This window comes from Lewinella sp. W8, from assembly GCF_004375085.3.
In the GTDB taxonomy this organism is placed as follows: Bacteria; Bacteroidota; Bacteroidia; order Chitinophagales; family Saprospiraceae; genus Neolewinella.
Map to the genome: position 1 here is coordinate 150,762 of NZ_SNAQ03000011.1, position 22,969 is coordinate 173,730.

The 22,969-nt window shown below is 57.5% G+C and carries 14 protein-coding genes and 4 tRNA genes; 5 read left to right on the forward strand and 13 right to left on the reverse strand.

Going from position 1 to position 22,969, the window contains the following annotated elements; translation table 11 throughout:
* Positions 1-5: 5 nt before the first annotated feature.
* The 6 genes from E1J53_RS13755 to E1J53_RS13780 form a co-directional block, all read right to left on the reverse strand.
* Positions 6-569: a rhodanese-like domain-containing protein gene (locus tag E1J53_RS13755; protein ID WP_134273027.1), complete on the reverse strand. Its 564-nt coding sequence runs from the start codon at positions 567-569 to the stop codon at positions 6-8.
* A 329-nt stretch (positions 570-898) separates the two neighbouring features.
* Positions 899-970 (reverse strand) — tRNA-Asn (locus E1J53_RS13760).
* A gap of 66 nt (positions 971-1,036) precedes the next feature.
* Positions 1,037-1,111 (reverse strand) — tRNA-Asp (locus E1J53_RS13765).
* Positions 1,112-1,273: 162 nt separating this feature from the next.
* Positions 1,274-1,350: transfer RNA gene (locus E1J53_RS13770), tRNA-Ile, on the reverse strand.
* A gap of 158 nt (positions 1,351-1,508) precedes the next feature.
* Positions 1,509-1,581: transfer RNA gene (locus tag E1J53_RS13775), tRNA-Lys, on the reverse strand.
* A 526-nt stretch (positions 1,582-2,107) separates the two neighbouring features.
* Positions 2,108-3,064, reverse strand: a complete 957-nt coding sequence (locus E1J53_RS13780; RefSeq protein WP_134273028.1) for a phytanoyl-CoA dioxygenase family protein — start codon at positions 3,062-3,064, stop codon at positions 2,108-2,110.
* 213 nt (positions 3,065-3,277) lie between these two features.
* Here E1J53_RS13780 and E1J53_RS13785 point away from each other — a divergent pair, with 213 nt between their 5' ends.
* A complete protein-coding gene (locus E1J53_RS13785; RefSeq protein ID WP_134273029.1) occupies positions 3,278-4,159 on the forward strand; it encodes a DUF2911 domain-containing protein in 882 nt (293 codons plus the stop codon).
* A gap of 751 nt (positions 4,160-4,910) precedes the next feature.
* On the opposite strand, the gene E1J53_RS13790 is transcribed toward E1J53_RS13785, so the two are convergent.
* Both E1J53_RS13790 and E1J53_RS13795 read right to left on the reverse strand, forming a co-directional pair.
* Positions 4,911-6,713: a M56 family metallopeptidase gene (locus E1J53_RS13790; protein ID WP_134273030.1), complete on the reverse strand. Its 1,803-nt coding sequence runs from the start codon at positions 6,711-6,713 to the stop codon at positions 4,911-4,913.
* Positions 6,710-7,075 carry a BlaI/MecI/CopY family transcriptional regulator gene (locus tag E1J53_RS13795; protein ID WP_134273031.1) on the reverse strand — a complete coding sequence of 122 codons (366 nt, stop codon included), beginning with the start codon at positions 7,073-7,075 and terminating at the stop codon, positions 6,710-6,712. Before E1J53_RS13795 ends, E1J53_RS13790 begins: the two co-directional genes overlap by 4 nt.
* 274 nt (positions 7,076-7,349) lie before the next feature.
* On the opposite strand from E1J53_RS13795, the gene E1J53_RS13800 reads away from it, so the two are divergent.
* A complete protein-coding gene (locus tag E1J53_RS13800; RefSeq protein WP_134273032.1) occupies positions 7,350-9,155 on the forward strand; it encodes an ABC transporter ATP-binding protein in 1,806 nt (601 codons plus the stop codon).
* Positions 9,156-9,543: 388 nt separating this feature from the next.
* On the opposite strand, the gene E1J53_RS13805 is transcribed toward E1J53_RS13800, so the two are convergent.
* A complete protein-coding gene (locus E1J53_RS13805; protein ID WP_134273033.1) occupies positions 9,544-10,302 on the reverse strand; it encodes a porin family protein in 759 nt (252 codons plus the stop codon).
* Positions 10,303-10,362: 60 nt separating this feature from the next.
* On the opposite strand from E1J53_RS13805, the gene E1J53_RS13810 reads away from it, so the two are divergent.
* The 3 genes from E1J53_RS13810 (at position 10,363) to E1J53_RS13820 (ending at position 12,954) form a co-directional block, all read left to right on the forward strand.
* The gene (locus E1J53_RS13810; RefSeq protein WP_134273034.1) at positions 10,363-11,412 is read left to right on the forward strand and encodes a hypothetical protein; all 1,050 of its coding nucleotides are present in this window, start codon (positions 10,363-10,365) and stop codon (positions 11,410-11,412) included.
* A 193-nt stretch (positions 11,413-11,605) separates the two neighbouring features.
* A complete protein-coding gene (locus E1J53_RS13815; protein ID WP_134273035.1) occupies positions 11,606-12,553 on the forward strand; it encodes an isopenicillin N synthase family oxygenase in 948 nt (315 codons plus the stop codon).
* Between the two features lie 146 nt (positions 12,554-12,699).
* Positions 12,700-12,954: a twin-arginine translocase TatA/TatE family subunit gene (locus E1J53_RS13820; RefSeq protein WP_134273036.1), complete on the forward strand. Its 255-nt coding sequence runs from the start codon at positions 12,700-12,702 to the stop codon at positions 12,952-12,954.
* A 143-nt stretch (positions 12,955-13,097) separates the two neighbouring features.
* Here E1J53_RS13820 and E1J53_RS13825 read toward each other — a convergent pair whose 3' ends face one another.
* The 4 genes from E1J53_RS13825 to E1J53_RS13840 form a co-directional block, all read right to left on the reverse strand.
* Positions 13,098-13,766, reverse strand: coding sequence for a DUF937 domain-containing protein (locus E1J53_RS13825; protein WP_134273037.1), 669 nt, complete (start codon positions 13,764-13,766; stop codon positions 13,098-13,100).
* A 464-nt stretch (positions 13,767-14,230) separates the two neighbouring features.
* Complete coding sequence (locus E1J53_RS13830) at positions 14,231-14,398, reverse strand: hypothetical protein (RefSeq protein WP_154640201.1); 168 nt, start codon at positions 14,396-14,398, stop codon at positions 14,231-14,233.
* A 384-nt stretch (positions 14,399-14,782) separates the two neighbouring features.
* The gene (locus E1J53_RS13835) at positions 14,783-15,733 is read right to left on the reverse strand and encodes a type IX secretion system membrane protein PorP/SprF (RefSeq protein WP_134273038.1); all 951 of its coding nucleotides are present in this window, start codon (positions 15,731-15,733) and stop codon (positions 14,783-14,785) included.
* Positions 15,734-15,737: 4 nt separating this feature from the next.
* Complete coding sequence (locus E1J53_RS13840; protein WP_134273039.1) at positions 15,738-22,877, reverse strand: gliding motility-associated C-terminal domain-containing protein; 7,140 nt, start codon at positions 22,875-22,877, stop codon at positions 15,738-15,740.
* Between the last annotated feature and the right edge of the window lie 92 nt (positions 22,878-22,969).

Below are 22,969 nucleotides of genomic sequence, written 5' to 3' on the forward strand. Positions count from 1 at the left end.
CGGGACTATTGATTCTTACCGCTACAGCAACTTCCTTTAGCCGCCGAAGACTGTTTCCCACAGGAGGCGGTGGATTCGCCGGATTTTTTGCTGCAGCAACTGGCGGATTGCCCCTTGCCCATACCCTTGCCCTGATGGCCGCCGCACGACATGGAAGGTGCTGCCTCCTTTTTCTCAAGCGTGGGGTAGCCCTGCCGTACCGGCAGGGCTGCGGCCTGCCATGCAATGATGCCTCCGGCCAGACTACTTACCGTAGCGTATCCATTTTCCTGAAGCAGTTTAGCGGCCTGGACGCTACGGCGCCCACTCCGGCAAGCCAGGATAACCGGACGATCGGAAGGGATTTCTGCCAGGCGGCCGGGAAGCTCACTTAGCGGAATGTGGAGGGTGCCGGGGAGATCGTAGGCCAGGTCCGTGACTTCGGGGGATTCCCGCACATCGACAAAAGTGGCTCCCATCTCTACCTCAGCGGCTACCTGGGTGACCTCAATGGTGGCGACGTCAAGATCCTGGCCCCAGGCGGTCGTAGCGAAGCCGAGCAGCAGGATTACGTAGAAGAAAGTTTTCATGGTGGAATTTTTTCCAAATGTATCGAAGGTCCGCGGGTAATACCGTGATGACCATCACAATGGACGCTACTTATTTGAGTAAGCGGGCAGTAATTTTCCGCGGTGCGTTAGTTGGAGTTTGGCAAATAAAAAGCCCCGCCGGTAAGCGGCGGGGCGGCAAAGTTTTCGTGAATACTTGTTTTGAATTTAAGAAGTCTAAAACATCATGAGATTACGAGGGGACAACACATATAGATACTTAAAGATATGATAATTATATAGAAAAAATCAAGATGTATGACAACATATTTGAATTTTTAACATAATTGGTGTGGGAACATGTTCTTTTGCGGTTCCCGTAGGATTCGAACCTACAACCAACACCTTAACAAAGTGCCGCTCTGCCGTTGAGCTAGAGAACCGTGAACGAGCAACCTACCGGTGTTTTTCACCGGGCCACCCGTTATGGGGTAAAATCATCACCTTTCTGGCGGTAGCGACGGGAGTCGAACCCGCAACCGTTGGATAGACAATCCAGTGCTCTTCCGTTGAGCTACGCCACCTTATACCCGTTACGAAGTGGTTTGGGAATTTATCACTTGCTCTCCTGATCCCCAGCATCGTTACAAAGCCTCGCCAAAAGATGGGCTTTGCCTACGTTTTGCGCCTTGCTGGAAACCAGGATGGCCGCGTGCTAATTTCCCCAAACCACTCTGTGCCGGGTATGGTCCCGATGGATGGACTCGAACCACCAGCCTTCCGCGTATCAGGCGGACGCACTAACCGGTTGTGCTACATCGGAATGAGCATCGTTGTACAAATTTTCGCTTTAGTTCCTACCCAGCGTAGCGGTTTTGCTTCGCAGTATTTCATGCTGGGGAGCCCGCCCGGCCTGACTGGCCAGTCGGACGGGGTTAGGAGAGGAAGAAAGCGCATTTGTACAGCCATGCGATAAATGGGTTGGTGCGGTGGGGCTCGAACCCACGACCCACGGTTTAAGAGACCGCTACTCTACCAGCTGAGCTACACACCAGAAATGAAGGGACAGTTCCCGGCCAGAATGGCCGGGGGAGTGTTTACGAATTCGCCGGAGCATCGTGGCTCCCGGCGGGGGCGGCGCTCGTGCCGCCAGCGTAAGAAATGCGGGGGAAGGATGAAGGTCCGGGCTACTGCACTAAGCCCGGATTGGGACTTAGCGATTAATGACGGCCCGGCCAATATCTCGCCGGCAAATCTTCAGATGTTTGTAATTCATCAACATGGTCTGTCGCTTGTCTGGGGGGAGAATGGCGGGAGGTGACCCAAAAGTTGCGGGGGGTGAAATTTTTTAAAGAAACCCCACTGGGCCGGCGAGTCAGTTTCTGCATCACGTCCCGTTGGACGAGTTCGTTGGGGGATTTGTGATGCAGCAAGGACAGCACAGAATAATTAAGGACTGACTGAAACCAGCCGGTCGTCGGCCGAAACGCGAGGCACGAGCTGGTTCGTCCGCCGACCCGAGGCCGCCTAGATCGGGGTGGCGCCAGGAGAAATAGGAGATAAATACTTTCGCCACCTACTTACCAGTTGGTCAGGCCCAGCAATTTCTCGCCCAGCGGGCTCAGGTTGGCGGTAGGGTACTTTTCCCGTTCCCAGTTGCGGGGATCGCCGGGGAAGGCGTAGCCCTCCGGAGCGATGCGGTCCCGCCAGGAATTGATGCGCCACTGGCGCAGCGTTTCGTCTTCGGGCTGGGCGGGCATCATGGAGACGTACTGGGCGATCCGGACCTTGTCTCCGCTGTGGTTTGGCCGAATGCCGTGGGGCAGCAGGCTGTTGAAGATGAGCAGGTCGCCGGCTTCCAGGGGGACCTTCACGAGTTGGTCCGTAAAGGCGCTGACGTCGGGCTTGAACCGGTCGCGGTCCGCGGGCTGGCTGAGCTTCCAGGTATCATAGGTGCGGTAGAGTTCGGGAATGCACTGGAAACCACCCTGGGCCGGGTCGGTCTGGTCGTTGAGGGCCAACACGCCCTGGACGTTCTGGGGCCGGGTTTCGGGGTCGTAATCCCAGTGGATGAAGCCTTGATACGCGTAACCGGGTCGGATGGGGAAATTGAGGTTCGCCCGGTCGATGGTTACCCAGAGCTTTTCGGTTCCCCACACGTCCACGAAGGCGTCATATACGCGGGGAGACTGTCGGTTGCTCCAGAGCTCCTGGTGGTTGTAGACTTCCACCATGCCGGTGCCGGCCAGTTCCTTCATCTTCATCTCGGCGCGGGGCGCCGCGTACCAGGTAGTGGGGTCATCGGGCTGCTTCTCCTCGAACTCCCACAGGAAGGCCGCCGTGGCGGCGGCCCGCTCCCGGGAGATCGCCCCCTTGATGACCACGTAGCCGTGGTGCCGCCAAAATTGCCAGTCGGCTTCACTGAGCACCCGCAACGGTTGACCGTTGCTCCGGTCGTTCAGGCGGTGGGTGCTACTCTTGGCCGTGGAGGGGTTCCCCGGAATATCGTCGTGGTTGTGGTCGTGGTGGTTTTGCATGATCGATAAACTTAAGCTGAGTTAAGGTAGGGCAATTCAATTAATTGGTGGAGACGCTGTGCGTCGAACCTAGACCTCGCACTGGGCCCTACATGACCCCAATGCAATTTAGTCATCTCGCCACTTTACTTCTCAGAAACCTTTACCGGGAGCTTTTACATTCTTTTACCCCCCAAATTTCTTTCCCCTCCGGGAAGCCAATACTTTAGTTTCATGAAGACTATGACCCTCCCCACGTGCACGATGCTGGCCATCGTGCTCCTCCTGAGCAGCGCTCTTTGCGGCCAGTTTGACTGGCCTTCCCTCAGTCCTCCGGGGAAATTGACGCAGACCGTCGGACAGGCCACCGTAACCGTCGCCTACGAACGCCCTGCGGCCCGGGGCCGCAAGATTTTCGGCAGACTGGTCCCCTGGAACGAGGTGTGGCGCACGGGGGCGGGCTACTGCACCCGCATCGGCTTTGATCGGGAAGTCCGCTTGGGTCAGCAAACGGTACCCGCCGGGAAGTACGCCCTGCTAACCATACCACGACCCGATTACTGGACGATCATCCTCAACCGGGATACCACTCTGTACGGAAGCAGAGACTACGATCCGGCCAAAGACGTCATCCGTTTCGACGTGCCCGCCGAGCGGAGCAGCCGCTTCTACGAAAGCCTGACGATTGACGTGGACATCACCCCCAACGACGCGGAAATCTACGTTTCCTGGACGGACCAGACGGTACACTTTCCGCTCGAAACCCGCACCGACCGCCGGGTGATGGAGTACGTTCGGGACCAGCTACTCCCCGGGAAGGCCACGGACAACGAAGATTACGGCATGGCCGCCGAAGAGCTGTACCTGGCGAAACGGGAAATGAACACGGCCCTGGCCCTGGCCAGCAAGTACATCGAGGTGGAGCCCCACAGTGGCTGGGGGTACCGTATGAAGGCCGAAATTCTGGCGGCGCAGGGTTATTATGGTCGGGCGATTGAGACGCTGGATGCGGTGATCAAGATGCGGCTCGCGCATCCCTTTGAGGATGCGCAACAACAGGCCTGGGATCTCGCGGAATGGAGACGGTTGCGCGAGGCGTATGCGAAGCAACAATGACAATAGGAGACATCCTGAATTGTCATGATGACCCGGTCGCCCGGAACAGATGCCCCGCTGGAGGGAGGTTTAAGGACTTAGGATTTAGGCGAAAGGACTAGTAGCGGCAAGGCATATGTGGGTTAGCGCAAAGTTGTAACCCTTACCGTAGCGTAGAGTTACGACCGTAGTATGCTTTTTACTCTGTGCCCCACGAATACCTTTTTCACCTTTAGGTTTGTGGCCAGTAGTCTGACAGACTACAGACTTATCTTGACTCCCACTTAAGGAAATGTCAAATGATTGGAGGCAGGTGGTGTTTCCTTTCACCGAAAGGAAACCGAATCAGACTGGGATGACTAAAGGACCTTCCGCGAAAGAATGTGGCCAATCGATCTTGTACAATTCTTCCTTCTTTGATGGAGTGGTCGCCTTTCGGGGAAAGGCGACACCAAGTGCTTACCCCTTGGATGAGTGATTTCTACCGTAAGGTGATCATGATTTTCATAAAGCCCGGAACCTAGGAAAGTTGAATCAAACATTACTGGATAAACTACAAATACCGGAGAGGTATAACGCTAATGCCATCCCAAACATACCTTGCCGCCTACTGAGGCCCCCAAGATGCACGCGCGATTCCCCCGGAATCGCTGGCCACCCGCCCCGGTGCACGCCGGAAATGACCAGAGCGGTACCGAGTTACCTCGATACCGCTCTACGGGTCGTGCATGGCCCTTATTGATTGACCTTGCACCTGCGGTGATCGCCCAAATTATTTGAGCACCAGATTGCCACTGATGGAGCGGATTTCCATTCTTTCTCCTCCCCGGCCGATGGTGACGGGGGAGTTGGAGATGTTCATCAGGCCGGTTGCCTTGTTGGTGCTGCGGACCGGGAAGCTGGTGATGAGCTCGCCGCTCATGGTGCTGTAGGAAACCTCGGCGCCAAAATCCTTGTCGACGAGATCCAGTTCCACGTCTCCGCTCGTGGACACGAAGGAGGACGGAGTTTGGGGGTTCTCGCGGAAATTGACCTTGATGTGGCCGCTAACGGTGAAGATTTCCCGGACGCCCGTGACGTCGGTCATGTACACGCTGTTGCTGACGTGCTTGGCTTCAATCGTTTTGGCGTAAACGCTGGCCACCTTGATGTCTCCCCCGTTGATGGTGGAAAGGCCGAGGCTCAGGGAGCGGGGCACTTGGACTTTGTAGTGCAGATAAAACTGGTAGTTGTAGCAGTTGCCGCCACCACAGTTACTGATGTTGAAATCTCCGGTATTGGGGTCAAGGGAGGTGTAGGGCGATTCGTGGTAGAGAAAGATGACGTCGTCGCGTTCGGCGATGCCGAGTTGAACTTCTTTCTTGCCCTTTTCGAGTTCGGCCGGGGAATCCGCCTTGATGATTTTTTCGACGGTCACCAGGATTTCGTCCCCGTCATAGCCGACGACGTCGACACCCCCGGTGATGTTGCGGACGGCCAGTACCTTTTCGGCACCGTCGTTCAGGTTGGCGAAGGAAAGCTTTTTGGTAATCACTTCCCGGTAGGACTGCAGGACACTGGCCGGGATTTCGTCGTCGCCGTAAACGGTGCCGGAGGGCATGTCCGGGATGTCCGCATGGTCGTCCTGGGCCATGGCGATTTCCGGTAGGGCCTGGGTGGCGTTGAGGCTCAGCATGGAGACGGCCAACAGGGGAAGTAGGAGGAGGTACTTCCAGCTGGAACGGGCGCTGGATTTCTTTGTATTCATCATGATAACACGTTTTTTGAGGAAGGATTCATTGTAATTGGTGGTAAGATTCAGGGCGTGCTGGGGCACGGATACCTTGACCAGACTCATCTGGTAGGTGGTGGGGTTATTGCCGGCGCTGAGCATCTCCGCGTCCGTCAGGTATTCAAGATTTTTGGTGATCGCCGTGCGCATCAGCCAGGCGAAGGGATTGAACCAGAGCAGGATGACCGTCAGCTCCGCGATGATTTTATCCAGGGTATGCGCCTGGGCGACGTGGAGCTTTTCGTGGTCCAGAATCTGCTGGTAGGTGTCCGGATCGTACCTGGCCGGATTGAGGAAAATCCACGATCCGAACGAAAAGGGAGGGGTGTCGTCTTTCAGCTCGTAGATGGTATAAAGCCCGTCGCGGATGGACTGAAGTTTCCGCCGTTTCCGCAGCACGACGAAGAGCTGGACGAGGAAGGCGGCGGTGAAGATGCCTACCCCCAGAAAGTAGATCAGCGGGAGAAGGGGAAACCGGGAGAGGAAGCCGGGAAGACCGATACCCGTGGCCCCTTCTTCCCGGACGGCGGCGGGTGTCCCCGCCGTCGCTGCGGGTGGTGCGGTCAGGATGGCACCGTTCGGGGCCGTCATCGTCGGCGAAACGGGCGCAGTCCGGGAGGCCGTTTCCCCCGACCGCAGGGACCAGGCGGCGGGTACCTTCACCAGGGGCACCAACAGGGCCAGCAGCAGGCTGGCCAGGAGCACCCAGCGGTTCAGCTTGAAGAAGGTTTCCTTGCGCAGCAGCAGCCAGTAGAAGAGATACATGCCGCCCAGTAGAATCGATACGTGGATCAGGTAGCTCATTTTTCTTCCCGTTTTTTGATCATCCTCAAAATTTCCTCCAGTTCACCCGAACTAACCTTTTCCTTCTTGGCGAAGTGGGAAATCATTTTGGAAAAAGAACTGTCGAAATACTTCCCGACGACGTCCTCCACCTCCAGGTTAGTGTAGGCATCCTGGGTGATGATGGGGTAGTACTGGTGGGTCCGGCCAAAGGCCCGGTGCCCCACGAAGCCCTTATCCTCCAGAATACGGACCATGGTGGAAATGGAATTGTAGTGGGGTTTGGGTTCGGGAAACTCTTCCACGATTTCCTTCACGAAGGCCTTTTCCAGGCGCCAGAGAATCAACATGATCTCTTCTTCACGGGGGGCTAGCTTTTGCATTTTGAACTAATTGATTAGTTGACGCGATCAAAGTTATAACTATTGAATTAGTTTTGCAACTAAATAATTAGTTAAATAACGAATTGCTTAGTTTTACTGGGTTTCGGACTGCGGATTTCGTAAATATGGATCGACTTGAATACGGATTTGGTGGTTAAGTGTCGCAACTTCTCCCCCAACTCACGACCTTTGTCTTACGTGGTGATGCCCCTCCCACGCGTACTACTACGGAGCACCGAGGCTCCGCAGTCTTATCGGACCCAAAAAACCCATTATGGCCGCTAGCCTGAAAGATTTGCGGGCCTTAATCCGGGACAACCCCTACAAGTATCTTCTTGCCACCGCCTGGCGCTACGCCGAAGGTATGCGGCGGCGTTACGTACTGATCTACCTCATGTTCATTGGGGTGAACGGATTAATCTCCCTGCAGCCCATCATTTTCGGCCTTTTCATCAATTTTCTCCAGGCCGGAGAGGGCAACCTCCTGCGTGGTGCCCTGATTTACGGTGGACTGTACATGGCCATCATTTTCGGATTTTGGTCCCTACAGTGGCCCGCCCGCCTGATGGAACGCCGGATGGCCTTCGAGCTGAGCCGGCGGCTGATGCTCGAAAGCTATGACCGTATCGTCCACCTGCCGCTCGACTGGCACCGCCGCCACCACAGCGGCGATACCATCAACCGGGCCCGCAAGGGATACGAAGCCCTCCGGCTCTTTTTTGACAACGGCTTCGCCTACTTCCAGACCATCACCCGGATGGTGATCGCCCTGATCGCCATCGTCATCTTCAGCCCCATCTTCGGGGGCATCGCCGTAGTACTGGGGCTGGTCATCCTGATGACCGTCCTGACCTTTGATGGCCCCATCATCGAGGCCAACAAAGCCATCAACGACCGGGAAAACGAACTGATGGCCGGCCTGAGCGACAACCTGAGTAACATCATCACGGTCACCACGCTCCGCCTGGGCACCCGGACGGCCAAACGGATCGACGAGCGCATTGGCCGGGTGTGGCCACCCTTCCTGAGCGGCACCAAGATCAACGAACGCAAGTGGTTCACCGTGTCGGTCTTCACCGGCCTGATGTACGTCAGCATCGTCATCGGTTTCGTTTACCAGAACTACGTGCCCGGAGAGGTTTTCCTGGTCGGCGGACTGGTGACCCTCATCGGTTACGTCAACCAGTTCGCCAACCAGCTGAGCAGCCTGACGGCCCAGTACAATCAGATCATTCGCTTCCGGTCGGACCTGGCGGCCATCGAGCCGATCTACGAAGCCTACGAAACCCTGTCGTGGCAGTCGCCGGAAAAGGAACTCCGTCGCGACTGGACCACCCTGAAAATCTCTAACCTCAACTTCAAATACGAAGCGGGAGGGGACGGAATCCAGAACGTGGAACTCCGCCTCGATCGCGGCAAGCGCATCGCCCTCATCGGTCCCAGCGGCAGCGGTAAAACCACAACGCTGTACACGCTACGGGGCTTGTACCCGCCGGAATCCATTCATCTGCACTTCGACGAGGGTGCCCCCGCACCGGGGGGCGGTGAACTGCGGGAAAAATCGGGGGGACAGATTTTTGAGCAGACGACCCTGATTCCGCAAACGCCGGAAATCTTCGAGGAAACCTTCCGGAACAACCTCACCATGGGGCTACCCCGAGAACCCGCCGAACTGGAACGGGCCATTCACCTCTCGGTTCTGGAAGAAGTAATCGGTAATGCGGAGGCGGGGCTGGACACCTTCCTGGCCGAAGGCGGCGCCAACCTGAGCGGCGGACAACGGCAACGACTGAGCATTGCCCGCGGCCTGCTGGCCGCAGATACCTCCACCCTGCTCCTCCTCGACGAACCCACCAGCAGCCTGGACCCGCAAACCGAATTACTGGTGTACGAGCGGATATTCGAGGCCTTCCCCGAGAAGACCATCGTTTCCACCCTCCACCGCCTGCACCTGCTGCGCTTCTTTGACCACATCTACTACATGGAAGACGGAAAAATCCAGGCCGAGGGAGACCTGCGCACCCTCCTGCGGGACAGCGACCGCTTCCGGACACTCTACGAGGAACAGGTTGGCGTGTAAGCACCCGGTCGTCCGCCGAAACGCGAGGCACGAGCTGGTTCGTCGGCCGACCGAAGTGGATTGAAGGAAGGATTGAGGGAAGGAATGGACATCGGCAAATGGCGTTTACACCTTTCCCTGGTTGTAACAGTCTGCCGTGCGGCCATCGGCAAACGGCTGCTGGTCCGAACAGTGTAGTTTTTGAAGGGCCGTGCTAAATAAGGTAACGGTCCTCAAGTGTTCGGCCGTCGTTGCCCTCGGCTGCGCCATCGTGCCACAGACTTCCGACCACGATCTTCTTCCTACGAGGAACAGGTTGGCGTGTAAGCACCCGGTCGTCCGCCGAAACGCGAGGCACGAGCTGGTTCGTCGGCCGACCGAAGTGGAATTATTCTTTCGCCAACCGAGTCTAAAACATTATCCCCAGCGTAATCACGAAGGAATTGACCTTCCCCCGGCTGTCGTCTTCCTGGGGGTTACGGCCTTCCCGCACCAGTTCCGTACCCCGGTCGGTGGTCAGGTCGGCAAATCCGTTCTGGAAGGCCAGGCCCGCAATCAGGGCGGTATTGGTGGACAGGGCGTACTCCACGCCCGCTCCCAGGCTCCAGCCCAGGTTAAAGGAGTTGACCTCGCTGCTGATCTTGAAGTCTTCCTCACTGTCGACGAAGCCGGAGTTCGGCAGGCTACCCGTGGCCTGCGTCAGGATACCCAGGTTGAGCGTCGGACGCACGTAGTAGCGGAGGTAGCCGAACTCCCGCGTGCGCAGCGTAAGCCCGAAGGGAATCTCCAGAAATTGCATATTGTATTTGAACGAGGTACCCCCCGAAAGACTATCCGGTGGCATGGCCAGCGCATCGTCCAGCGACTCCTGCCAGATTTTGATCGTCCGGTACTGGTCTTCGTAAAAGAGCGTTCCTCCGGCGTTGAAATGGAATCCGATGCCGGTGTGAATGCTGTAATTTTCCTGAAAATAGTATTCGGTGATCAGTCCCAGTTTGACCCCGAGGTTCGTCCCGTCACCGTTGATCAGGTTGTCGTCGGTGGCCATGTAGCTGAAGGTGGGGCTCATCTGAATGCCGAAGCGAATATCGTTTTGGGCGCTGAGCGCAGGTGCCAGGCACCACACCAGGAGCAGGGAGAAGCAGGGAGTTAGATAATTTTTAAACATGCAAGGCGTTGGTTTTGTCGTTGGATATAACGAGCCGGTGCAGCCGGCATTCTGCAATCTATGGAATTGAACGTAAAAGTAACGGTAGCGTCCCTCATTCTCGTATTAAGTCTTGCCGCCTGTTCGGGCGACGAAGAGCCACCACCCCCCGACGTAAGCGGTATCGACGTTTCGGTGGACCTGCTGCGCTACGAGCGGTCCGTCATGAACCTGGACACCAATGACCTGGCGGCCGGCATCGCGGCCCTCGACGAGGACTTCGGCGAATTCAGCGATGTCTACCTCACCTACATCGTTCCCCTGCGGCGGGGTGATTTCTCCCCCGAAGAACAATTGGCGGTGATGAAGGCCTTCGTCACCTTTCCCCTCATCCAGGCCCTGGATTCCCTGGTGGCCGAGCGATTCACCGACGAGAAGATGGCCCGGCAGCAGGATGAGCTGGAGCAAGCCCTCCGCTACTACAAATACTACCTGCCGGACGCTCCCCTACCGGACACCCTCATGACCTACCTGGCCCAGTTCGAACTGGCCGCCCTGCTCTACGGCGAGGGGCAACTGGCCGTCGGACTGGACTTCTTCCTCGGCCCGGAATTTGACTACCAGGCCGTGGACGCCCGGGAAACCATTTTTTCCAGCTACCTGTCCCGTACCTACACCCCCGAACACATGACGGAGAAGTTGATGCGGGTCCTGATCGATGACTACATCCCCCGGCCCCGGGCCGGGCGCCTGATCGACTACCTGGTCTACGAAGGGAAAAAACTCTTCCTCCTGGATCGGGTGCTGCCCGGGGTGTCGGACAGCATCCTCTTTGAAGTGTCCGGCGCGGAAATGGACTGGCTGCGGGAAAACGAAACCCAGATCTACGCTTACGTCCAGAAGGAGAAAATCCTCTATGACAGCAGCACCGACCTGATCCGCAAATACACCCAGCCGGCTCCCTACTCTCCGGGCATGCCGCAGGAGTCTCCCGGTGGCGCGGTCAACTACCTGGGCAAGCGGATCGTGGAGGCCTTCGTGCGGGCAAACCCCAAGATTACCATGGAAGAGTTGATAAACATTGAAGATGGTCAACGTATCTTGGAAGCAGCGCGTTATAAACCCAGGTAACGTCAGGTTGGATTTTTCCAGTTGACCATTGGAAGGATCAGCCTTCTGCTTCCTTCCGGATGTAGCTCGGGCTCCATGGGTAAACCACTTCCTTGCCTTTGGTGCCCCGGTTAAAAACTATCCTGTCTTGCCCGGCCAACCCTGGTCATCCCTTCCATGACTTTCTTACGAATACTCTTTAAATAATCACATCATGCCTACTACCGCTCGCACCATTCCCCTGGTCAATCTTGCTGAGTTTGAAAACGGGGACGAAGCCACCCGGCAGGCCTTCATCAAAAAACTAGGACATGCTTTCCACGACATCGGTTTTGTGGGAGTAACGGGGCACGGCATCCCCAAGGAACTCATCGATGATTTTTACGTGGCCGCCAAGCGCTTCTTTGCGTTGGACACCGAGACCAAGAAGCAGTACGAAATTGCGGGAGCGGCCGGTCAGCGCGGATACACCTCCTTCGGGAAGGAAAAGGCCAAGCAAAGTAAAGTGGCGGACCTGAAGGAGTTTTTCCAGATCGGCCAGGAGTCTGCGGGCATGAGCGCCGAAGAGCGGAACCCCGATGTGGCCGAGGTGCCGGAATTTATGGACCTGGGCCGGAAACTGTACCGGGCCTTCGAAGAAAAGGGCAACAGCCTGCTGCGGGCCATCGCCCTCCACCTGGAACTCCCCGAAAATTATTTTGAGGGCTACACCAAAGACGGCGTCAGCATCCTGCGGGCCATTCACTACCCTCCCATCACCGAAGAACCCGCTTCGGCCATCCGCGCCGAGCAGCACGAAGACATCAACCTCATTACCCTGCTGGTGGGCGCCAGCGCCGGTGGACTGCAGCTGCAGAACCAGGACGGCGTCTGGCAGGAAATCGTGCCGGAAAACGACGAAATCGTCATCAACGTGGGCGACATGCTGCAACGGCTGACGAACAACTACCTGAAGTCCACCACCCACCGGGTCGTTAATCCCCCCCGCGAGGAGTGGCATAAGCCCCGCCTCAGCATTCCCTTCTTCCTGCACCCCCGTCCCTCCATGCGCCTCGATGTTCTGGAGCGCTGCGTGACGGCCGACAACCCCCAGCACTACCCCCCCACCACGGCGGGAGAGTACCTGGATGAGCGCCTGCGGGAGATCGGATTGAAAAAATAATTCCCCATCGGGAGGCAACCCCGCCAAAACCGGATGCACCAAACTAACGTTATTATGACGCAGCGTCGGTTTTGGCGTTTGGACTTGCCCCTGTTCATCACTTACCTTTACCATCCCTGCGGTTGTAGGTAACCAAGTATCTCGATATGAACGCTACACTGTTATTTTTGAACGCTATCGGCCCGGAGATGATCATCATCTTCTTTGCCATCCTGCTGCTATTCGGAGGAAAGAAAATTCCCGAATTGATGCGTGGAGTCGGTAAGGGCATCCGTGAGTTCAACACGGCGCGTGGCAACCTTGAGAAAGAACTCAAGGAAGGCATGAAGGAAGAAGAGCAAAAGGAGAAAGCTCGGATGAAGCAGAAGGAAGAATCCTTCATCACCCGCAACGATGACTAGTGCTCCCATTGCGCCCCTTCCGGCGTAAAAAGCCCCGCAGTGACCTTCACTGCGGGGCTTTTTAGTTTTAAATAAGTGGTTTAAGCAGCGTGCGGCGGCAGAGTAAGACGAGGCATCCTCCATCCCCCTTCACGCAAAGAACTTTACTTCCGGCGGAAGAAGCCGCCGAGCATTTTGGTGCCAAGGTCCACGATGTCGTCCACGGCGCTGCCGTCTCCGTCGCGATCGAGTAACTGACCGGCAATATTACCCAGTGGGCTGTTGCTGCGGGATTGGGGTTGCTGCCCCTTGGTGACGAAGTCCGTCAGCATACCGCCCAGGGTGCCGGCGTCCATGCCCGTAGATTTCTTGGTGCGGCCTAGCATGCCCATCAGGACGGGAGCCAGCGTTACCATCAGTGGGCCCACCTTTTCCAGGCTCAGGCCGCTGGTCTCACTCACTTCCTTCATGGTGGCTTCCTGCTGGTCACCCAGGATGTGCTTCAGGATACCCGCGCCGTTCATACTCCGGCGGAATTGATCCGGAATCTGGGGCTGTTGTTGCTGCTGGGGCGAGGCTCCCCCGAGGAGGCTGCCGAGGTGGTCCAGCACGCTGCCGTCGTGGTCCCGATCCAGGGCGTTGGCCAGGGCCGAAGCGCCGTCGGGCGTGGAGGCATTACGGGCCAGCGCACCCATCAGGGTGCTCAGGATGGCGCCGGAGGCGGCGGTGGTCTGCTGGCGGTCCGCACCGCCAATCTGTTGGGTAAGTTGGTCCATGAGACCGCTGGACAGCTGCTTGGTGAGCTGTTCTTGTAGTAATTGTGATAAATCCATGGAAGTAATATCGGACTTTCGGGGGAAAAACGCCAGCCCACAGCGGATAATTGGCCCCGGTCAGGCCTCATTTTTCTCCCCAAAAACGACACCAAAATCTCCGAATTATGGAAAGGGGGATAAACCCCAATAAAAAAGCGGCAGACCAACGATTGCCGGTTGCCGCACAAAGATTCAAACTACTCTATATCGGTCTTGGAATTGATGCGCTTACGGGTGCGCATAACCCTTTGAGCTTATTTGGATTTTGGTCTTCTGGCCGGATTTGAGATTTTTTTGGCGATAGCAAGGCGGGAATACCGGATTTTAGCAGCGCTAATTGAGGATTTTCCCAACGCAGCTAGCGTCAAAAAAGGCCAAATAGAGGCCGATTATTAAAGTCCAAATAAGCTCTTGATTTCATTTGCCATCAAAACGGAACGGTCGGCAAAAAGATTGTGACGCCGAATGTTAAAACGGTCGGCCTAGTAGAAATAGGTTTTCAGCCAGGCGTAGTACTCCCGCCAGTTCTTGATGAGCAGCAGCAGGGCGAGGATACCACCGAACAACAGCAGCAGTTTGGCTTTTTTGGCCGTTTCGGCGTTGCGCTCCCGGCGGCTTTTGTACTTGTGGCGAGTTGATTGTCTGGGCACTTGCGTAGAAATTTGGTGCGGTAAAGATACGGTCCGGAGTAGGGGCTTTGCAGGATAATGATTCATTCAAACAAGCGCTCAAACTTAGGCTGTTCCGTGAGATTTTATCAGCGATTCCTGCGGAATCGCGGCAGTTTAGAGGGGCAAATGGTAGCGGCAAGGCATGCCTTGCCGCTACTGAAAAATTCAAGGACTTGATGGCCAAAGGATTAATTCACGGACCGACTTACGTTTAAACGATATCGTATGGCCGCAGCGCGCGGGTGCCACGAAAGCAGGAAAAAGAGCAATGAAATTCAATTTTTCCCTTCAACCCTCCATTCCTTCAATCCTTCAATCCCTCAATTCATTGCACCTGCGCGCCGCGGCAAACTCTAAACACCCTTACCGAAGATCCCGCGGGTCCACGATGCGCCCGGCATCCGAGCGACCACCAACGGAGTAGCGCAGCATACATTCGATGCTGCCACTCTGGGCAGTTCGCAGGTCACTGAGCCCCAGGTCGTAGGTGAGCCCCAGGGTGAGGTGCTCGGAGAGGGACACGCCGAAGAGCGCGCTGGCGCTCTCGCCACCCCCGTTACCGCCCAGGCGGTAAGACAGGCCGGAGAAGAGGCTTTCCCCCAGGTAGGCGGTCACGTTGATGTCGGCGTCGAAGGGCGCTCCGGCCACGATCTTGGTCAGCAGCTGGGGCTCCAGAGCAAACTTGTCGTTGAGCTTGAACTTCATTCCCCCCATAAAGTAGTAGTGGCGGGCTTCCCGGGAGATGATGGTCTCTTCCTCCCCCAGGTCGATGTTGTTTTCCAGCATCCGGGGCAGACTGAGGCCAAAATAGAAGTTGGGGCCGTCCAGGAAAATGCCGGCTCCGAAGTTCGGAACCACCTTGGATTCCGTCGCTCCGGGAATGGCCTGATCCGCCCCGCCTCCCTGAATGGGATCCGCGTTCTGGTACTCAATGTTGAAGTAGCGGGCGGAGGCCGATACCCCGATCCCAAGCCGGGTTCCCCGACCAATGGCAAAACGGTAAGCGTAGCTTCCCTCCACGTTGTACTGCTGCTCCAGCCCTACGGTAACCCGGCTGAAGCGAGCACCGACGCCGGTGCCCGCAGCGGTGATGTTGGTGTTGAAGGTGGCCAACTGACTGCTCGGAGCATCCTCAAAGCCCAGCCACTGCTGGCGAACAATGGCGTGAAAAGTAGCGGATTCCACGGCCCCGGCGTAGGCGGGGTTCAGGCCCAGTTTATTGTACATAAACTGCGTGTACTGAGCGTCCTGCTGACCCCAAAGGAAGGGGGTGAGGAAGAATAGTGCGCAGCAAAGTAATGGTAGCTTTTTCATGGGATTATCGTTCAATGCGTACGTGACCGTTCAGGGGCTCGCGCTGGCCACCGAAGTCAATGGTGAAGAAATAGGTCGCAACGGGTAGTTCACTGCCCTGGTAGGTCCCGTCCCAATCGTTGGCGTAGGGGCGCTCGCTCCGGAAGACCTCGTCTCCCCACTGATTGTAAATGGTCACCTGACTCTCCGGGAAGCTGACTACGTCCAGAAGACAGGGCACCACGAAGGTGTCGTTCATGCCGTCGTTGTTGGGCGTGAAGATGTTTGGCGCCCGGCATTCCGCGTCCTGTCCGATGAGGATGAATACGCTCGCCGTGGCCGTTTCGCAACCGTCGGAGCTTACCTCGTACACGATTTCGATCTCGCCAACGAAATTGGCGGGGGCCCGGTAAGTGAAGGTGCCGTCGCCGTTGTCGATCAGCTCACCCTGGGCGGGAGCGTCCAGGAAACGGATCGAACTACCGGTTGGCAGATCATCATTGACCAGTGGGTCAAAGGAGATCTCCCCCTGGAATTCGACCTCGAGGGCGTCGTTACGGGGCTTCGGAGGTTCGTTGTAAAAGATGGAAACGGTATCCCGCGAACGATCCCCACAGAAGCCTTCGTCTACCTCCCAGACAAAGAAGTTCTCTCCGGGGGCGAGGTTGCCAACCGTGGTGTTGGGGTCTGCGGGGTCGGTAATGAAGACCTCGTCGGAAAGTGCCGTCCAACGCCCGATGGAGCCAATACTGGGGGTGCTGGCCTCCAGGGTAGCCGTTTGTTCCAGGTTACAAACCGTCCGATCGGCTCCGGCAAACGGCGATGGATCACTGACGTTCACCAGGACCACGTCGGATTTTACGCCGCAGTTACTGCGGACCGTCCACGTGAACGAATAGACGTTGTCGGGCTGCAGGCCGGTGATCAGGGTGTTGGGGTCTTCGGGGTCTTCGATGACCACGCCAAGAATTTCCTGCGCCAGTGCCTGGGTCCATTCTCCGGCGCTGCCCACCTGAACCGTAGGCGTCGCGTTGAGGAAAAGCTCCTCACCAATACAGGCCAGGATGTTTTCTCCCGCAACGGCTTCCTCTCCGTCGGAGACCGTAAGCGTGATGGTATCCGCCGCGTAGTCTACACAGCTGCCGTTGGACAGGGTCCAGGCAAACTCGTACGGGCCGCCAAATTCGGAAAGCCCCTGAACGGCCGTGGTCCGGGAAGTGGGGTTGACGATGGTGATGTCGCCGGTGCCGGCCACCATAGACCAGCGTCCCGTTCCGGACGTAATGGGTCCTGCCTCCAGCAGGAATAATCCTTCGCAGACGATAGTATCCCGTCCCGCAAAGGCTACTTCCTGATTGGCTTCGTCCAGACGGACGTTCACTTCCGTAGAACGCTCGCTTTCGCAACCGTCCAGGATGGTGCGAACGCTGAATCCGAAGAGACCTCCACCGGCGAAGAGACCAAAATCACTGACCGAGAGCGTCGTGCTGGTCGTGGGGTCTCCGATGGGAACCTGTCCGTTCTGGATGTACCACTGATAGCTGGCGCCCGCCGTGGTGGTGTTGGGATTGACGGTCAGTTCCAGTACGGAACTTTCGTCACTGATGCAGACCGGAGCGATCGGCTGAACGACGGGGACCCGAGGGGTGGGCCGGACTTCCACGTCCACAAACATGGTGTCTGAGGCACAGCCGTTGATCGCGGCCACCACACTGTACTGGCCGGTGTGAACGTCGGGGTCGGCACTGATGATGACCGGATCCGGAATCGAGCTGCTGAAGTTGTTGGGACCCCGCCAGGTGTAGACGGCTCCCGGGAGGTCGGTGGCCTGGAAGTTGATGGCCTGACCGGAACAAGCGGGGGCATTAGCCGAAACGCTCAGTTCGGGGAAGGCCGTTACGGTAATCATCCTTGCCGGAGAAGGCAGGGACGAGCATCCGTTGCGTACTACCCGCACGGTATAGGGCCCCGAATTTTCGGGCGCAAGTTCATTCAGGAGCAGCCGGTTGGTGCTGGTAGGAATGTTGGTACCATCGGGCAGTCGCCACAGGTAGGTGAAACCAGGACCAAAATCATTGGTCTGCAGCGCCAGGGTGTCGCCGGAACAAACGTTCGTCAGTCCGTCCAACGTAAAGGGAGCGATCGGTGCCGCGGGCGCAAAGTCCAGTTCAATCTGCTGCGAGAAGCGCGGCGAACGGCAGCCCTGTTCGTCGGTTACGGTCAACGAATACAGTCCGTTGGAGGCGAGGCTGACGTTGGGGATGGTGAGGGTGTCGTTGGTACTCGTTCCCTGCGGGCCACTCCAGCTGAAGGAATAGTTGTTTCCCGGAGCTTCGTTGGGCGATACGGCGGCGACCAGGGTGACGGTTTCACCCCCGTTCAAACAGCGGCCCTGGGCCACGATGATGGAATCTACGCTGAGACCGGATAGCAGGTCCACCACGAGGGTGTCCTGATCCGTACAACCGGAAGGAGAAGTTACGGTGAGCACGTAGTCTCCCATGATACTGGAATCCACGCTTTCGATCACCGGAGCAATCAGGCTGCTCTCAAAGCCGTTAGGACCCGTCCAGAGGTATTCACTATTCGCGATGGAACTGCTGCCCTGAAGGATCAGGTCATTACCTACGCAAATGGGGTCCGGGATGGTCATGGTTGTCGCCTCGGGGCTTACGCCCAGAGTGACTACGGCGACGGGACCGGGTGCGGAGGGGCACTCGCCCCGTTGGACGCTGACGCGCCATTCACCGGCTACTGCTGCCGTTACGGGGGCAAGCCGGAGCGTGGGACTGGTGGTGGCGATTTCCTGCCCGTTCGGGCCGAAGAAAACATAATTCGATGCCAGGGGGTCCTGGGCGGTCAGGGTCAGGGTATCCCCTACACAGACCGCACCTTCTACGAGGAGGTTGGTGGGTGGCGTGGCGGGAGTGACGATTACCTCGACGGAATCCCGGAGGCTGATACAGCCCTCTTCCCGGATGGCCTCCAGGTAGTAGAAGCCGGCGTCTTCCGGTCCGATGTTGGTCAGGGAGGCGACCTGGCCCTGGGCAGAGAAGCCGTTCGGACCGCTCCAGCGGAAACTCAGACCGGCCTGCGCGGTGGTCACCAGGTTGGCGGTGCCAAACTCACAAACTTCGATGGTCTCGTCAATGATGGAAGCCACGGGCCGGGTCGTCGAACCTACGTTAACGATCGCGGAAGGGGTGGAAGAACAGCCGTTCACCAGGGCGATGGCAAAAAAGCTTCCACTGTTTTGTCCCGCTGCGAAACTGGCCATAAAATTATCGCTGGTACTGGTGCCGAGGAATACAGCGTCTCCCGGAATGCCGCGGTACCATTCGTAAACTACGGCCCCGACGTAGGTGGAGGTAGACCTCAGGGGAACCATTTCTCCGAAACAAACGCTCATGGGAGCGTCCAGCGTCGGTGGAGGGGGAACCTCCCCGATGTTGATGTTCACCACGCCTTCGGCCACACAACCGGTAATTCCCCGGATTTCTACCCGGTAGGCACCGTCGTTATCCTCGTCAACCCCAGGAATGACTGGGTTCTCGGACGTACTGATCAGGTTGCCGTTGGGGTCAAACCACCGGAAGGTGTAAATCACCTGCCCGGGACCGGCAGCGGTGGGCGGGTTGGCCATCAGCCGCAGGGTGTCTCCACCACATACGGTGGTAGAGGCCGTGGGCATGGGTTCCTGGGCCGCAATGCTGATGATGGTGGAACAGCTGTCTACGTTGCCGGCCGCATCAAAGACCTGCAGGGTGACGTTCTCCGTCGTGCCGATACGGTCACAGGTAAAGTTGTTGGGGGCCAGCAGGAAGGAGTCAATGCCACAGTTGTCGGAACTGCCGCCGTCGACCAGTACAGGGTCTACGGTTACGGGACTAAGTCCCGAAGGATCGATAAATACCGTAGTGGGTTGGCAAACGGCGATCGGAGCAATGGTATCCAGTACGCTGACCTGAATGGTACAGGTGTCGGTATTACCACCGAGGTCCGTTACGAGGTAAGACAGGTTAGTAATGCCCTGGTTGAAGTTCACGAAGGGAGCCGGAGCGGCCTCGTTGGTCTGGGTCAGGGGGATCTCGGTGGCCCCGCTGGCAAAAAACTGGGGGTACAGTGTCCGGAAGGTAAGCGTCAGGTAGGCGTAAGTGTTGCCGTCGGTAGCTCCTTCGTTTTCGATGGTGCTTCCATCGCAGGGAATCAGTCCGTCTCCGGGGCTTGCCGGCGGTACGGTAACGGCCCGGGGCCGCAGGCTAATGGTCGTATTACCGTTGTTGACCAGGGCCATGAATTCTTCGGCTCCGATGGTCATCCGGAGCAGTCCTTCGGTCATGCACGTGGCGTCTCCCCGTTGGGTAGAGCCCAGGACGGTCCCGTCCGACAAGACGACATCCAGGACCGCGCGCTGATTGTCGAACCGACCGACGAAGCGCAGGTCAATGTCTACGCTGTCGTATAGTTGGGCGGGAATGCCACTAATGTTCAGGACCATCTCCCCGGCCAGGAAGTCGTTCAGGTTGGGGTCGAAAAAGAAGGGGAAAAAGCGATCCTGAAGTGACGCCGGCGCTTCAAAACTGATCAGCTCGTAGGCTTCGCAGTTGTCGGAAACGGCAACGGGCAGGGGCACCTCCAGGGCTACCCGACAGCTGTCTTCGTTGGTGAACAGCACTACGTCATCGGGGCAGGTAACCACGGGCGGTTCCCGGTCCTCCACCGTAATGGTGTACAGGCATTCGTCGGTATTACCGCCGCAGTCGGTGGCCCGGTAGCGAATCTGGTGCAGACCGAGGTCGAGGGTGGTAAAGACCGTATCGATGGGGTCAACCGTCATGAAATCTTCCCCGTCAATGCTTACTTCGTAGACGATGTCCGTCAGACGGAAGACGGGTTGCCGCAGGAAAATGTAGGCGCGACTCCCTCCGTCACAGAGGTTGTTGATGGCGAAGGTTCCCGGGCGGTCAGCGGGAATGTTGGGAATCAGACGAATGGTCACCACCCCGTCAACGGCGTAGCGGTTGAACAGGGCCGCGGGCAGCGTCACGGTGGTCTCCACGTCGGAGCACTGAACTTCCCCGTTTGCCGTTACGCCCAGAACGGTATCGTCCTCCCCGAGGATGGTGAAGAATTCTTCCGCACCTTCGGCATCGATATTCTCCAGGGTAATTTCCAGGGTGCCGGCCGCAAAACCGTTGACCGGTAGATCTACGCCGACGGGCAGGTTAAAGGTCAGGGGGTCAACCGGAACGGAACCGAGTTCGGCGGGGTTGTTGGCCATGCTCGTGATGGTGGCCGTGTCCCGCAACAACAATTGGAAGGGAAGGCCGCTCACGCACTGATCTTCGATGACCGGAGGGGGTAGAGCCACCATGGCCGCACAATTACCGGGATCCGTGGGGATCACCTGACTTTCCGGACAGTTAAAAATGTTGACGGGCAGTTCGTCGATCTGACGGTATTCAACGGTGGCAATGCTGGTGTTGCCACACTGGTCGGAGACAATCACGTCAACCGAAAGCCTGCGGACGGTTCCGTCGCCCTCCGCACAGGAGAGGGGAGGAAGCATCGGGAAGTTATCCGTTCCGGACTCCACAATGGAAACCGTCAGATCGTCCTCGGCAGTACAGGCATCGGCGAAGCGGGCGCCGGCCAGGTTGTTGACCCATTCCACGAGCAAATCCGCCTGGGAGCGCTCGTTGTTACAACTGGAAATCAGGTTCTGGGGCATCTCCAGAAATACCGGTGCCGTGGTGTCGATCACGGTAAGGTGCTGGGTGAAAAAGCGGGAGTTGTCGCAGTCGTCAAAAATGCGCCAGCGGCGATTGACGGTGAAGTTACCGGGACAGTCTCCGGGAATAATCTCGTCCTCAAAGCTCAGGTTAGGGGTAGGGTCACAATCGTCAAAGACGTCGGTGGGCGTACCGGTGAGTTCGGTGTTCAGGTAGTCGGCACAATTCACCATCACGCTGTCTACGGGCGGGTTGAAGGTGGGCGCGAAATCGTCTCTGACGCGTATTTCCTGAATCCTCACGCGACTGTTTCCGCACCGGTCCGTTACCCGCCAGGTCCGGCGAATCTGGAAGTTGTCCCCACAGCCGGAGGTGCTGATGATGAGATCGTTGAAGCTGATGTCCAGACTATCGGTTGGCGTACAGTTGTCCATCACCTCCGTTGGCCTTCCGGTAACGTCGAGGTCGAAGGGGTCGAAGGTACAGTTCAGGGTAAGGTTTGGAGGGCGGCCGAAGCTGGGCGCCTCGGTGTCCCGCACTTCGATAACCTGTTGAATGGTGGTGGAATTGCCACAATCATCGGTGGCCGAGTAAACCCGGATGATGTCGTATTCATATTCCCGGCAGCTGCCGTCCAGCAGTTGGGTGTTGGTTTCGTTGAAGCTCAGGACGGGAGAAGGACTGCAGTCTACGACCATCACGTTGGCAGGGGCGGGAATGGGGTCGGCGCAGGAAAGCCTGATGGTATCACTGTTGATGCCGATCAGTTCTGGCCCCACCGTGTCTACGGTAACGTAAACGAAGCCTACGGTGGTGAAACGATTACAGTCGTCCGTGATGAGGAACGTCACTTCCAGCTGGTCGTCACAGTCGAAATTACTGATGGAGGGCGGGGCATCGTCCACAATGGAAATGATGGGCGCGCAACCCGCCTGGGCCGCAGCGGCAACCGCCACGCGGCGGTCCCCTAACCACCGATCGTATCCATCGGGGTCGAGAGGGTCATTGACGGATCGACAGTCTACCGTGTCCTGCTGGGGTGGCAGCAGGCTGAAGTTGATGCTCGGTCCGTCACCATCGGCGGCCGGACCAAACACGATTCGCTGTACTTCGCGGGCGGTACCGGCGGAATTGCTGACTTCCCAAATGCGGAAGAGCGTGCCCCCCGCACAGATGGCATCCGGGCTGGAGAGGCTGTCCCTGGGGACAACAAAGGCCGTTAGGTCGGGGCCATCCGATTGCGGGACGGTCGCCTCCAGCGTTTCGCCAGCTTCAATGTCACCAAAGCAATCCGCGGTCGTATCGTCCGGGGCCGATTCATTGAAGAAGGGCGGCCCCTGAGCAAAAGCCGTGGCGGAAAAGAAAAAGAAAAGGGAAAAAAGCACTGCAAATACGGAGCAGCGCCTCCCGATGGGAAAAAGGCTACGGTTCATACCGTGGTAAGATTATGATGGATAGCGGAAAGAGGAATGAGGGGATGGTGCACTGGGCATCACCGCCACCTCAGGTAGCGGAGCGTAGAAAT